The sequence below is a fragment of the Actinomadura opuntiae genome (genome assembly GCF_030283205.1).
GTDB lineage: Bacteria > Actinomycetota > Actinomycetes > Streptosporangiales > Streptosporangiaceae > Spirillospora.
In genome coordinates this window covers 338,625-352,103 of the sequence record NZ_JASNWF010000003.1, presented here as the reverse complement: position 1 = coordinate 352,103, position 13,479 = coordinate 338,625, and the positions used below count along the sequence as shown (strand labels likewise).

Genomic DNA, 13,479 nt, shown 5'->3' with positions numbered 1-13,479 from the left:
GCTGACCACCGCGACGTCGAGGCGGCAGCGGGCGCCCCAGCCCCCGCCGCCCCAAGGAGGAGCACCATGCAGATGCGACCGGTTTCGCTGCTGATCCCGGCAGGGTTCGTCGTCGACGCGCTCTGGCGGCGGAGCCGGGCGGCCGGGCTCCCTGCGCTGCCGTCCGCCGACCGGCCGGTGGACGCCCGGCATCGCTTCGTCACCGCGGCCGGAACGCGACTCGACGAGGCGACCAAGCGCGCCGCCAGCGCGTACGCCGACGACCACGGACTGGCCGTGCTAGAACTGGTGCCGGACGGGCTCGACACCGCCCGTGCCCTGGAGCTGGTTCGCCGCCTGCATCCCCGTTCGTACCGGACCGCGCGTCTCGCCCGAGGCATCGGAGCTGGATACGCCATGCTCGTCGACGTCGAGGTCCTCGAGCGAGCGGGCGTCAGACGGCTGACCGGGCTGTCCCCGGTCGAAATGGACGAGCTCGCCGTCCGGCTGAAGTGCTACGCGCCGGTCACCACGGACGTCGCGGTCGTCCCAGGGCCGTCGCCGGTGCCGTGGACGCCCGGCGAGCGCAGGCTGATCCTGCGCCGCCGGTGGATCGCGGACCTGCCCGTCTACCTGGCGGGAAACATCCTCTGCCTCTGCTTGCTGGGGACCTGGCTCGCCGGTTCGGTCGCGACCGGACACGCGCAGGACCGACGTCCCGGCCTGTATGCAAGCGGACGCCGGCGCGCCGCCATACGTGCCGCGATCCTGCTGGCCGCGGTGTGCGCGCGTCCCTACATCGTCACGTTGGGCACGCCACTACAGCCTGACGACCTCGCGCGGTCCGCGCTCACCGGCCCTTTCGGAGCGCTCGTACGATGGCTGCGCGTCGCCACCGCGCCAGAACCGCCGGACCCCGATCTGCCGCGACTCCGCCGGGAGTACGCCGACGAGCTCGGCATGGGACTGGCGCGCTTCTTCGACCGGCCCACCGGCACCTGCCCCTGCTGCGGCGGCACCGACCTGCGCGGATTCCTGTCCAGCGGCGACCACCAGCACCACCGGCCGGGCGTCTTCCACCTCCACAGGTGCCGCGCCTGCGGGCACGTCTTCCAGAACCCCAGGCTGAACGCCGATGGGCTCGCCTTCTATTACCGGGACTACTACGACGGGTCCGGCGCGGCCGAGGTCGAGCGCGCCTTCCGGCTCGCGGCCCCGATCTACCGCGACCGCGCCAGGATGCTGCGCGGCCACGCGGCCCCGAGGAGCTGGCTCGACGTCGGCGGCGGACACGGCCACTTCTGCAACGCCGCCAGAGACGTGTGGCCGCAGACCCGCTTCGACGCGCTGGACCTCAACGACGGCATCAGGGAGGCCGAACGCCGCGGGTGGATCGACACCGGCCACGTCGGCACGTTCCCGGAACTGGCCGACAAGCTCACCGGCGCGTACGACGTCGTCAGCATGCACCACTACCTGGAACACACCACCGCACCGCGCCGGGAACTGGACGCCGCCGCGCGGGTGCTCGAACCGGGCGGTCACCTTCTCATCGAGGTGCCCGATCCGCAATGGGCCATCGCGCGGCTCGCGGGCCGCTGGTGGCACGCCTGGTTCCAGCCGCAGCACCTGAACCTCGTCCCCCTCGGCAATCTCTCGATGATGCTCGCCGAGCTGGGGTTCCGTCCCGTCGCCGTGCAGCGCGGCGCCGCCCACCAGCCGATCGACCTGTTCATGATCGTTCACTTGCTGGTGCACCGGATCGTGCCGGACCCGGCCAAGCCCTGGCGCGACCCCCGCTGGCGGCGGACCCGCGTCGCCGCGCGCACCGCCGTCTACCTCGCCGCCGGCCCCCTCATGCTCGCCGCGGCGATGGCCGACCAGCTCATCCACCCGATCATCCGACGAAGCGAGCGCTCCAACACCTACCGAATCCTCGCCCAGCGACTGCCCAACACCGACGAATGACCGTGCCGCCGCGGAAGAGCACGGGCATCCCGACCGTTGGGGAACCAGATCGTTTGGGATGATCCGCCGATGTCAGGGGGTGTGGCTAGCATGCCGCCATGATCTTGGTGACGGGCGGAAGCGGCACCGTAGGCTCGGCTCTTCTGGAGACGCTGTGCGCCGACGGGCATCGTGTCCGGGCCGCGTACCGCGCGCAGCGCGACGTGGATCGCGCGGTCGGCGCCGGTCGCGACGCCGTCCGGATCGACCTGGGCGAGCCCGCGACGCTCCCGTCCGCGCTGCAAGGCGTCGAGACGGTGTTCCTGGTCGGTGCGATGGGCCCTGACCAGACCCGCCAAGAGCTCAACCTGATCGAGGCCGCGGCGGTTGCGGGGGTTCCTCGGGTCGTCAAGCTGTCGGTCTGGCGGGCCGACGAGGAACTGACGCCGATCGCCGCCCTCCACCGGCCCGCAGAGTTGGCGCTCCAGGCCTCCGGCCTCGGCTACACCTTCCTGCGGCCGAACTTCTACATGCAGAATTTCACTCGGCAGTTCGCCGCTTCGATCAGGACGACCGGCCGGTTCGCCCAGCCCCGCGCCCATGCCCCCATCAGCTTCGTCGACGTCCGCGACATCGCCCGGGTCGCCGCCCACGTGCTCACCACCGACGGCCACGACGGCCGCGTCTACGCCCTCACGGGCCCGGAGGCACTGACTTACGACGACGCCGCCGAGGTGCTCTCACGCCTCCTGGACAGGCCGGTCCGCTTCGTCGGGCTCTCCGACTCCGACGCCCGGGCCGCCATGTTGGAGCGCGGCCTGCCCGAGTACTACGCCGACGCTTTGATCGAAGTGAGCCGCGCCTACCGGAACGGCGGCGCGGAGACCGTCACCACGACGGTCCGCGATCTCACCGGCCGCGAGCCGACGAGCTTCGAGCAGTTCGTCCGCGACCATCGCGCCGCCTTCACCTGAGCCGCAGACCCGTCCCGGCCTCACTCGCTCGTGTCCGATCGGGAAGGGCTCGCCGACGCCTCGGGCCGACAACTCTCACGCATCAAAGCCGCGTCCCCGCTCGACGCGACGGGCCTTATTCGCTGAGCAGCCGCCGATTCGCGGGTAGAGGCCGCGATGCGCGCGGTATCACGGCACCCGTTCGTGCAGCGTCACTCCGGGACGCCGCCAGAGGTCACCGGCGATGACGGCGGGTCCGGTCCAGTTCGGAGGCGTGCGTGGTGACATGCAGGAGCGTTTCGGCGCGGGTGAGCGCGGTGTCGAACGCGGCGGAGCCGACGAAGTCGGAGATCTCGTCGTCTCCGGGCCGTGGGCACGCACAGGTCCAGTGCGCGCCCATTCCGTGCGCAGCGGTCCCCACATGACCCAGCCGATGCTCGTCGAACGCGTCGGCCTCGGCCGCAGTGTGGTCGCCCAGCGCGTCGCCGAACTGGAGACCGCCGGCCTCGTCGAGGGGGCGGGGCTCGGCCCGTCATCGGGCGGCCGCGCGTCCCGGCAGCTGCGGCTGCGCGGGGACCGCGGCCGGATCCTGGGCGTCGACATCGCGGCGACCGAGCTGGTCGTCGGGCTCGCCGACCTCAGCGGCACGCTGCTCGCCACCCGCCAGCAGGCCATCGACGTCGCCGACGGCCCCGAACCGGTGCTCTCCCTGGCCGAGAAGCTGGCCGACGAGCTGATCGGCGCCGCCGCGGCGCCGATCTGGGCGATCGGCGTCGGCGTGCCCGGACCGGTGGAGTTCCGCAGCGGCCTTCCGGTGGTGCCGCCCATCATGCCGGGCTGGGACCGCTACCCGATCCGCGACCGCTTCTCCGCCCGCTATGGGGCCCCTGCATCCGAGCTGCTCCGCCGCCCGCGTGACGTTGCGCTCGCGCAGCAGCACGTCCAGCGTGACGAGCAGGTTCAGGTCGAGGTTGACCAGCAGGCGATCGACGGACATGCGCCAACTATAGGCATGGGTGATGAAAGCCAATGATGGATCGGCCAAGCCAATGGCTCCGCCGCGGTGGTGATCGGCAACGCCCTCTGTGGCGCGCTGCGCGCGGGCGTCGCCGTTCCGCCGGGCTCGTCAGGTCTGCCAGTGGCCCACCAGTTCGGCGTACAGAGGGCTGAGGGCGAGCAGGGAGCCGTGGGTGCCGAGCTGCGGGGCCGAGCCGTCCAGCAGGAGGACGCGCTGGGCCCGCTGCGCGGAGCTGATGCGGTGCGCGATGACGATGAGCGTGCCGCCGCGCCCGGCCAGCGCGCGTTCCGCGCGGGCCTCGGCGGCGGGGTGCAGGTGGCAGGTCGCCTCGTCGAGGATCGTCACGGGCGCCGCGGACAGGTAGGCGCGGACGAGCGTCACGAGCTGGCGTTCGCCCTGCGACAGCGAACCGCCGCCGGGTGGGACGGCGGCCTCGTAGCCGCCGAGCCGGTCCACCGTCGCGGTCAGGCCGATGGCGTCCACGGCCTCGTCGATGTCGGCGGTGGCGGCGTCCGGGCGCAGGTACGTGAGGTTCTCCCGCAGGCTTCCGGCGAAGACGTAGCTCTCCTGCGGGACGAGCGTGACGGCCGAGCGGAGCTGCGCCTCGTCCAGGTCGGGCAGCGGCACCTTGCCGAGCGTGACGCTGCCCCGCTGGGGCCGGACGAGTCCGGCGAGGACGTCGGCGAGCGTCGACTTGCCCGTACCGCTCGGCCCGACCACGGCCAGGTGGGTGCCCTCCGGGATGTGCAGGGACAGGTCGGCGAGGACGGGCGCGGCCGAGGCGGAGTACGCGAACGTCACATGCTCGGTCTCCAGGTCATAGGACGTGGCGGTGACCGGTGCCGCGCGGCGGGACGTGCGGACCGGTTCCGCGCAGACCTCGGCGAGCCGGCCGAGGACCACGGCCAGGCTGAGCAGCAGCGTCCCGCCCGCGTCGACCAGCAGCACCATCGCCGGCTGGAGCCCGGTGACCAGGTAACTCACCCCGCCCGCCACCTGGCCGGTCGTGAGCCGGTGGTCCTCGACGAGCCGCGGCGACAGGGCGAGCAGCGCGAGCAGCGGCAGGTGCACCCCGAGCGCCAGCACGGGCAGCCGGACGAGCCGGGACCGGGCGAAGGCCCGCAGGGCCCCGGCCTGCGCGTCGATCGCCTCGCCGACGGTCTTCGCGGCGCGCGGCTCGGCGGCGCACGCCACGACGTCGCGGACGCCCTCCACGATCTCGGTCGCCGTCTCGCCGATGCGTTCGGCGTCCCGCACGACCGTCCGGTAGCGGCGAATCTGTACGCCGAGGAGGCCACCGAACACCGCCAGCGCGAGCGCCACCGACAGCGCGGCGGTGAGGGCAGGGAGCGGGGCGAGCAGGGTCAACCCGAGCAGTGCGGCGATGCCGGCCGCGAGCATCTGCCGGACGTTGCGCAGCGCCGTCCCCAGCAGCGCCCGGACGGCCTCCGCCTGCTCGGTGACCTGCGAGATCCCGGCACCGGCGGCGCCGGACGCGGGGTCGGCCGAACGGTCGATCGTGCGGCGCAGCGCGCCGGTGACGACGGCACCGACGAGGGAGTCGCGGAGAGGTTCGACGGTGGCGGCGAGCCACGGGTAGATCCGCCGCGTGCCGAGCGCACCGAGCGCCTGCAGGACGGCGAGGGCGGCCAGCCAACCCAGCCCGGTGAGCGGTCGCCGGGCGAGGAAGCCGTCGTCGATGGCGCGGGCGAGCAGCAGCCCGGACGCGAACGACGGCAGGCTCTCGACCGCCGACCACAGGGCCAGGCGCCGCATCGCGGGCCACTGCCCGCGCAGGTGGCGGTGGAGGAGCCGGGCGGCGGGCGCGGCGGTCACCGGGCGGGCCCCGGTGCGGCGGCGCACGGCGCCGGGGCGCCGGGCGGCTCGCCGGGCTCGGCGGCGAACACCGCGCGGTACCGGGGGTCGGCCCACAGCTCGCCGTGGGGCGCGAGCGCGCGGATCCGCCCGGCGTCGAGCCAGGCGACGAGGTCCGCGCGGGCGGCGGTCGCGGGACGGCGCGCCACCACCAGGCTGGTGCGTCCCGCCAGGACCTCCCGCAGCGCCCGCGTCACCCGCATCTCCGTCGCGGTGTCGAGGCTGCTGGTGGCGTCGTCGAGGACGAGCAGCCGCGCGTCCGCCAGCGCCGCGCGGGCCAGCCCGAGCCGCTGCAGCTCGCCGCCCGACATCGGCGCCTCGGCGAGCGGGGTGTCGTACCCGGCGGGCAGCGCCCGGACGAACTGGTCGGCCGCCGCGGTCCGCGCGGCGCGGCGCACCTCGGCGCGGGTGGCGCCGGGCCGCGCGTAGGCGATCATGTCGTGGACGGTCGCGCCGAGCAGCGCGGGACGCTCGAAGGCGTAGGCGACGGCGCGCCGCAGCTCCGGGAGCGCGACGTCCGCGACGTCCACGCCGTCGAGCTCGACGCGGCCCTCGTCCGGGTCGGCGAGCCGTGCGATGGCCGCCACCAGCACGCTCTTGCCCGACCCGGACGTCCCGACGACCGCGACGGCGGTCCGGGGCGGCACCGCGAGGTCGAGGCGGTCGAGCACCGTCCGGCCGTCGACCCGGACGGTGACCCCGCGCAGCCGCAGCGCGCCCGGGCCGTCCGGCAGCGGGACGGGCCGCGCCGGCCGCCGGACGGCCGGCTCGGCGTCGAGGATCTCCGCGACGCGTCCGGCGGCGACCTCGCAGTTCAGCAGCGCGACGAAGGTGTCGAAGAGCGCCGCCGCGCCGACCGCCATGGACGTGTAGGACGCGGCGGCGACCAGTTCACCGGCGGTGACGTCGCCGGTCGCGAGGCGGACCCCGGCGACGCCGACCACCATGATCTGCAGCAGCGGTGCGAGCAGCGACAGCCGCCAGCCCACCTGCCCCTGCGCGTCCCAGGTCAGGCGCCCGGCCGCGCCCAGCAGCGGCAGCGGCCGCAGGATCCGCCGGACCTCGCGGGCGCTGGTGCCGGACGCCCGGACGGTGCGGGCGCCCTGCCGGGCGTCGAGCAGCCGCGTGCCGATCTCCGCCTGGTGGCGCTGGTAGTCGGCGAACGGCGCGCCGGCCTTGGCGACGAACATCCGCAGCGCGAGGACGGCCGGGGGCGTCCCGAGCGCGAAGACCAGCGCGAGCGTCCAGTCGATCAGGCCGAGGGCGACGACCGCGCCGGCCGTGGTCGCCAGCGCCGCCGCGCTCGACAGCAGCAGGGTCGGGAACGCGGCCGGTCCGCCCGCGCTCTCGGTGAGCCGGGACAGCACGTCCCCGGCGGGGAAGCGGCGCCGTCCGGGCGCGCCGAGCTCCAGAACCCGCTCGATCAGGCAGTGCCGGAGCCACGCGGTGATGCGGCTGCCGCAGTAGGTGCCCGCCAGCTCCTCGGCGGCGTCGGCGAGGGCGGCGGTGAGCAGGACCACGGCGAGGCCGGCGATGGCGGCGCCGAGGCCCCGGCCCGAGCGGACGGCGTCGATCGCCCGGCCGAGCATGACCGGGGTCGCGAGCATCGCCGCGACGCGGACGACCGTGGCCGCCGCCAGCAGGACGAGGAGCGCGCGGAAGCGGCGGGCCGCCGCGCGCAGCAGCCGCCTGCCGTCCCGACGCAGCGCCGCGGGCGCGCCGGATGCTCCGGCGAGGAGCGGGGGACCGCCGCCGCCGGCGGGCTCTGGCTCGGGATCGGGCACGCTCGTCGGCTCCGTTCGCGTTCGGCCGCCGCCGGGTTACAGTGGCAAGTGGGTCCGGTCACGGACCGGCCTTGCGGCCGGCCCGTGACCGGTGTCTGCGGACCTGGGTCACCTCAGGCGCCCGGGCCCGCGGTGGGTGCCGGGCATCACGCGCACGAGACGCCGACGCACACGGAGTTCAGAAGGGTCAGCAGGCCGACGCACGCGCACGTGCCGCCCAGCTGAACGCCCTCGATCTCGATCGGGTCGGTCTCGGGCAGCTCCTGAAGCTCCGCCACGAGGTCACCCTCGAAGATGTTCTCCATTCCATTCACCTCCTTTCCCTGGTCGCCCCCACGGTCCGCCCGCCGCGAGGCAGAAGCGGACCACCGCTGTCCGGAGGACCGGGGAGCACGCCTGGACGACGGCGGTGTGCCCGTCGTCGACCTCGAGGTAGTCGAGGCCGGCTCCTTCGGTCCTGCCGAGTTCGAGGAGGCGCCGCCGCAGCGCCCGGGAGTGCGCGACGGGGATGACCTCGTCGCGGGTCCCGTGCGCCAGCAGCAGCGGCGCCGTGAGCGCGGCGCACGCGCGCAGGACGTCGCGTCCCGCGTCCGGCGTGCCGCCGCCGGGTTCCGTGCCGCCGTCGGGTTCCGTGCCGCCGCCCGGCCGGGTGAGCCGTGCGACCCGGTCCCGGACGGGGCCGGGCGCGTCGCGGTACAGGTCGTCGGCGGAGGTGAACGGCGCGAGCGCCGCGCAGCCGGACCACAGGCCAGGGCTGTGGCAGGCGGCCAGCAGCGCCAGGTAGGCGCCGTAGCTGCCGCCGAGCACGACCGGCTCCGGCAGCCCGGCGTCCCGCCGGGGGAGGGCGATGCCGCGCGCCAGGTGGACGACGTCCTCCAGGTCGGGGCCGCCCCAGTCGCCGATGACCGCGCGCAGGTGCCGCTCGCCGTAGCCGGTGCTGCCGCGCTGGTTGGGCGCCACCACCGCGATGCCGGCGGCGGCGAGGTGCTGGAAGAGCGGGTCGAACTCGAACCGCCATGCCGACAGCGGGCCGCCGTGCAGCGCCAGCACCAGGTGCCGCCGCTCGCGCCAGCGGGGGCCGCCGTAGACGATCGCCTCGATCGGCCCCGCCGGGCCCGGCAGCTCGACCAGCTCGGCGTGCCACCAGTCCGCCGCGACGTCGGGCGCCCGCCGCACCGGCGCCCAGCCCGCGAGCGGCGGACGGTGCGCCGTCGCCAGCGTCGGCGGCAGGTGCGGCGCCGAGAACCGCAGGTGGATGCGGTCGCCCGTCCACGAGGCGGGCGGTCCGACCGTCCCGGGCGGGACGGTCACCGGTGCGACGCGGTCGTCCGCCCGGGTGTGCACCAGGAGCCGGGACACCGCGCCCGACACCTCGCTCACCAGCAGGTGCGCGCCGGTGCCGTCGAAGGTCAGCGGGACCATGCCGCCGCCGGGCCGGTTGAGCGCGGCGGGGAACCGGACGCGCCCGCCGCCGGGCGACCACAGCCCGATCCGCAGTGAGCCGGTCCACTGGGCGCCGGGCAGGCCGGTGGTCACCGCGAGCGTCCCCGAGCGGCGGTCGCAGGCGACGATCCGGTCCGCCGTCGTGGCCGCCACCGACCAGACCCGCCGCCAGGAGCGTTCGCGCAGGTCGACGGCGATCCCGTCGGCGCGGTGGTCCGCGGCCGCCTGGTCGAGGAACAGCGTGCGCCCGGCGTCGAGCCAGACGCCGCCCGACAGCGTGCCGGGGACCGCCATGACCGGTTCGAGCCTCCCGCTCGCGAGCGACAGCTCCCAGATCCGCGACCGGTGCTCGTCCTCCAGGGTCACCAGGACGACGGTCTGCGGGCTGCCCGGGCTCGCCAGCGCGTACCCGGAGAGCATCGACGGGACCCACCACGACCGCCCGACGGTCGTGCCGCCGTGCCCGGCCTGCGCCGCCACCACCGTCCCGTGGCCGATGGGCGTCCCGTCGGCGTCGACCTCGGGACGGACGACGAGGAGCCGGCCGTCGTCCAGCGGCAGCGGGCGGCTGTGCCGGTCGACGGGCTCGCGGCGGCCGGGTCCGGAGGCGACGCTCCCGCCGCCGAACACCCGCCGGGACGGCACGGCGCGGGCGAGGTTCCACCGCTCCAGCGTCACGTGGTCGTCGACGGCGCTCAGGCAGGCGGCCCACCGGCCGCTCGCGGAGAAGGCGAGCCCGAACCGGCTCGGGATCCCCGGAAGGGCGGGCACGGCCACGTCCGCAGTGCTGTCCGCGGTGCCGCCCGCGGTGCCGTTCGCGGTCCCGTTCACGGGGCGGACCCCCGCACGGCCGTCCCGGCCACCGCGTCCTCGGCCGCCCCCGGCGCGCCGTCGGCCATCCAGAGCCGCTCCGCGCCGTACCGCAGCCGGACCAGGAACGCCAGCACCCCGCTCAGCCCCTCGCCCCAGCTCGTCGAGACGTCCCCGCGCTCGTCGGGCAGGACGATCCGGCCGTCGCGGTGCGCGCGGTTGGCGACGATGATCCGGGCGAGCCGCCAGGCGGCGGCCCGGTGCCGGGCGTCGCCGATGACGTCGGCCATGTCGAGCAGGAAGTCGCCGTTGCCCGCCAGGCCGTGGCACTGCCCGAGCACCGCGCGCCACGACTGGTCGGTCACCGCGCGGGCGGACAGGTCGGCCGCCTGCAGGAACCGCGCTTCGCCGGTGGCGGCGCCGAGCCGGACCAGGAACGTCCCGATACCGGACGCGCCGTGGCACCAGTACGGCGCGGTGGGCGGGTCGCCGGTCCCGGCGCCCCACATCGCCGACCGCGGCGTGACGACCGCCGCGTCCAGCAGGCTGTCGCCGACCCGGACGGCCAACTCGCGGTGCTCGACCCGCCCGGTCGCCTCCGCGCAGGCGAGCAGGAAGTAACCGACCCCCGCGATGCCGTGCGCGAACCCGTAGTACGACTTGCCCGCCAGCTTCGACTCCACGTGCGCGGGCGTCCGCCAGACGAGCCCGTCGGGGCCCTCCTCGACCGAGGCGGCCAGCGCGTCCGCGGCCGCCAGGGCGCGCTCGGCGAACAGCGGCCGGCCCGTCCGGGCCCACAGGTGCAGGGCGGTCAGGCCGATGCCCGCGGTGCCGTGGGTGACGTCGGGTCCGGGAGCGGAGACGGGGAGCGCCTCCGCCACCGCGACCGCGTCCTCGACCAGGCCGTCGTCGCCGAGCGCCAGGCCCGCGTCGAGCAGCGCCCACGCGGCTCCGGCCGTCCCGAAGTACAGGCCGGACGGCCGCCGGGTGCCGTCCCGCAGGCGGTCCAGCATCCAGCGCGCCGCGGTGGCGGCCGCGTCCGGCAGGCGCGGGTCGTCGGTGTACCGCATGTACCGCACCAGCGCGCCCGTGCATCCCGCGGCACCGTGCTGGAGACTGCACGGGTCGGGTGCGCCGTGCACGCAGGACATCGGCCACAGCGCCTGCGCCGACTCCGGTTCCATGCCCGAGAGCAGCTGCCCCGTGATGCCCCTGATCACCTGCTCGCAGGTCTCCCGCAGCCACGCGGGCGCGGCCTCGCCGGGGTCGGTGTCCCCGCCGGAGATGTGCCTCCCGGCCCGCTGCGCCTGCGGCGGGACGGGGCACGGCGCGCACGACGTCAGGACGGAGCGGGCCCGCGCCGGCGTGCCGCGGCGTGCGGGGTCGTCCGCCATCAGCTCCACCAGCACCGCCCGCAGGGGCTCGGGCAGGTCCAGGCCCTGGGTGCGGGCCGCCAGCCATTCGGTGAGCCGCTGCGTCAGCGGCCGGGGCCGCGGGTGCTCGTCCAGGAAGTAGGGCGGTCCGCCGGTGAGGACGTAGCACAGGGTCGCGCCGAGGCTGTAGTAGTCCGCCGTCGCGTGGGGCGGCGCGCCCTCGAACTGCTCCGGCGCGCTGAAGGCGGGGGTGCCCGCCCGCAGGGGCGCGTCCTGGCCTTCGCCGGCCACCACGGCCAGTTCGAGGTCGATCAGCACCGGCGTGCCGTCCGGGCGCACCATGACGTTGTTGGGGTTGAAGTCGCGCAGGACGAGCCCGGCGGCGTGCGCCTCGATCATCAGGTCGGCCAGCCGGCGCGCCATGTCGAGCGCCGGAGCGAGGTGCGGCCCCCATCCGGACTCCCGGATGGAATCGGCCGTCCATTCCCGCAGCGGCGTTCCCGGAATCATCTCCTGCGCGAGGAAGAGATGGCCGTTCTGGGTGAACAATCCGGCCGGACGGGGCGCGAGTCTCCGGTCCTGAATCCGTTCGAGCGCGCGCGCCTCCGCGCGCAGCCGGTCCCGGGTGTCGCGGCCCTCCGGATCGGCGGCGACATGCGGCCGTGCTTCCTTGAGCACCACCGGGTCCCCGGTGCGGACGTCCACGGCGCGGTAAACCCCGCCCTTGTTGGTGTGGCGGATCGCGTTCTCGACCGCGAAGCGGCCGCCGATCACGATGTCCTTTCGGGAACCGCCTTCCGTGCGGGTGACGGTCCTGCCGTTGTCGGGAAAGGGGCAGGTGACCCAGGGGGGAGGGGTGTAGCGTCCGACGCGCCGATCCTCGACCGGATTCCCCTCCGGGTCGATGATCATCCAGGCGTAGAATCCGTCATTGGTGAGCCGCCGGTCCTCGGTGAAAGCGCCGTAGCGGTAATGGACGAGGCTGTCCGTCGCGTAGGGCCGGTCGGAAAGGATGCGCGGGCCGGGAAGGCCGTCCGTCGCCTCGTGCAGCGCGGCGGCGAGCCGGACGGCCTCCTGATCATTTTCGGGGTAGACCGTGATGAACTTGCCCGAATGGCCGCGTGGTGCGTTGCGCGAGTTGAGGGCCGCCACGTAGTCGGTCGTGGCGGCGAACTTGAACGCCGAGCCCGCCTGGAGCAGGACCCCTAGACAGCGCTCAAGGATCTCAGGTGCCGCCCCCGGAGTGCCTGCGACGTGCAGTTTCCAGCCCTGCGAGTGGCGGGACGCCCCGTCGGGGACGACGGTGCACCACATGCCGGCCCGGCCCGTCCGCCACCGCTCCGGAGCAGGTGACCGGCCGATCGCGGTCGCGAGGAGATCGGTGAGAGCCGTGTCCTCGGCGTCGGCCGCAGGGGCAGCCGAGAAGACACTGAAATTGAAATCCACCATGAGGATCACCGCTCTCATTGCGCGTTTAGAGTGCCGCCCTACGCACGCAAAGATCGAATGCCGCCCTTGATCGGTTCGCCCCTTCCGGCGCCGACCGGAACTTCTCGGCGAACGGGAACACGGTAACCACGGACTCGGCGATAAATCCAGGGGGTCTAAAAACAAATCAAACCTATCAGGTTGATAGGAAATATTCTCGGGCGGCATTCATTGTCGTGACCCGTGTGACTGGTGTGACTGGGGAGGCGCCAACTGTCCGTAAGAGGACCGCTTCAGGGGGTTGACCGGACGGGTTCGATAACTTTGATCTCGCCATAATCGAGCCGCTGTCCGCATTCGGCCGCGCGGCCGGCAAAAGGGCAGTTCGGTGGGCTCTTTAGCGCACCACGATGGGCTTTTGGCGCACCGCGGCGGCGCCGGAAATCCGATCATCTCCCGCCGGTCCGCGGTCTCCGGCGCGGCCGAATGCAATTCTGTTGTCCGAATTTATCCGGATTGTCGGCTTAGTTGCGGAGATGCGGGCCGCAGGCCCCTCCCCATTCCGCTCGCTCCGTTCACCTTTCCCGGCCTTCACAGGCTTACGAAAAGAAGGATGGAGCGCACCAGAAAAACGGATCCGCTGCGCCGCCTCCGGAACGGGGCGCGCCTTGGCCTCGTCCCCTCCACCCGCGCCCGCGAACTGCTCACCCCCGGCCGGGCACTCCAGCGGCGTGCTTGCAGCTCCTCTCCCGGGTGGCGGCACCACCGAAGCCGCCCGGGTCGCCTGCAGGATCGGAGGCTTCACGTTGCAAACACCGAGGAAACGGCGGGTCCTCTAGACCTGGTCCTGGACCGTTGCGGCGCCGGAA

At 74.3% G+C, this 13,479-nt stretch carries 9 protein-coding genes; 3 read left to right on the top strand and 6 right to left on the bottom strand.

Annotated elements, in window-relative coordinates:
* The first annotated feature begins 66 nt into the window (after positions 1 to 66).
* Both QP089_RS07935 and QP089_RS07930 read left to right on the top strand, forming a co-directional pair.
* Positions 67 to 1,947, top strand: coding sequence for a class I SAM-dependent methyltransferase (locus tag QP089_RS07935; RefSeq protein ID WP_285910710.1), 1,881 nt, complete (start codon positions 67 to 69; stop codon positions 1,945 to 1,947).
* A gap of 98 nt (positions 1,948 to 2,045) precedes the next feature.
* Complete coding sequence (locus QP089_RS07930) at positions 2,046 to 2,900, top strand: SDR family oxidoreductase (protein ID WP_285910709.1); 855 nt, start codon at positions 2,046 to 2,048, stop codon at positions 2,898 to 2,900.
* Between the two features lie 214 nt (positions 2,901 to 3,114).
* Here the strand turns inward: QP089_RS07930 and QP089_RS07925 are convergent, their stop codons facing one another.
* Positions 3,115 to 3,300, bottom strand: a complete 186-nt coding sequence (locus QP089_RS07925; protein ID WP_285910707.1) for a hypothetical protein — start codon at positions 3,298 to 3,300, stop codon at positions 3,115 to 3,117.
* Between QP089_RS07925 and QP089_RS07920 the strand changes: the two genes are divergently transcribed.
* Complete coding sequence (locus QP089_RS07920) at positions 3,301 to 3,912, top strand: ROK family protein (protein WP_285910706.1); 612 nt, start codon at positions 3,301 to 3,303, stop codon at positions 3,910 to 3,912.
* Between the two features lie 93 nt (positions 3,913 to 4,005).
* On the opposite strand, the gene QP089_RS07915 is transcribed toward QP089_RS07920, so the two are convergent.
* The 5 genes from QP089_RS07915 to lanL form a co-directional block, all read right to left on the bottom strand.
* Positions 4,006 to 5,733 (bottom strand): ATP-binding cassette domain-containing protein, encoded by a 1,728-nt coding sequence (locus QP089_RS07915; RefSeq protein WP_285910705.1) that lies wholly within the window; start codon positions 5,731 to 5,733, stop codon positions 4,006 to 4,008.
* The gene (locus QP089_RS07910; RefSeq protein WP_285910704.1) at positions 5,730 to 7,556 is read right to left on the bottom strand and encodes an ATP-binding cassette domain-containing protein; all 1,827 of its coding nucleotides are present in this window, start codon (positions 7,554 to 7,556) and stop codon (positions 5,730 to 5,732) included. The genes QP089_RS07915 and QP089_RS07910 overlap by 4 nt, the downstream gene beginning before the upstream one ends.
* Before the next feature lie 146 nt (positions 7,557 to 7,702).
* Positions 7,703 to 7,861, bottom strand: a complete 159-nt coding sequence (locus QP089_RS07905) for a VenA family class IV lanthipeptide (RefSeq protein ID WP_285910703.1) — start codon at positions 7,859 to 7,861, stop codon at positions 7,703 to 7,705.
* A complete protein-coding gene (locus QP089_RS07900) occupies positions 7,839 to 9,830 on the bottom strand; it encodes a S9 family peptidase (RefSeq protein ID WP_285910702.1) in 1,992 nt (663 codons plus the stop codon). Before QP089_RS07900 ends, QP089_RS07905 begins: the two co-directional genes overlap by 23 nt.
* Complete coding sequence (gene lanL, locus QP089_RS07895; RefSeq protein ID WP_285910701.1) at positions 9,827 to 12,631, bottom strand: class IV lanthionine synthetase LanL; 2,805 nt, start codon at positions 12,629 to 12,631, stop codon at positions 9,827 to 9,829. The genes QP089_RS07900 and lanL overlap by 4 nt, the downstream gene beginning before the upstream one ends.
* Positions 12,632 to 13,479 lie beyond the last annotated feature (848 nt).

Bases quoted from the DNA above. Each gene is read 5' to 3' on its own strand.
- QP089_RS07935 (WP_285910710.1), top strand. From the start codon at position 67: ATGCAGATGCGACCGGTTTCGCTGCTGATCCCGGCAGGGTTCGTCGTC.
- QP089_RS07930 (WP_285910709.1), top strand. From the start codon at position 2,046: ATGATCTTGGTGACGGGCGGAAGCGGCACCGTAGGCTCGGCTCTTCTG.
- QP089_RS07920 (WP_285910706.1), top strand. From the start codon at position 3,301: ATGACCCAGCCGATGCTCGTCGAACGCGTCGGCCTCGGCCGCAGTGTG.
- QP089_RS07905 (WP_285910703.1), bottom strand. From the start codon at position 7,861: ATGGAGAACATCTTCGAGGGTGACCTCGTGGCGGAGCTTCAGGAGCTG.
- lanL (WP_285910701.1), bottom strand. From the start codon at position 12,631: ATGGTGGATTTCAATTTCAGTGTCTTCTCGGCTGCCCCTGCGGCCGAC.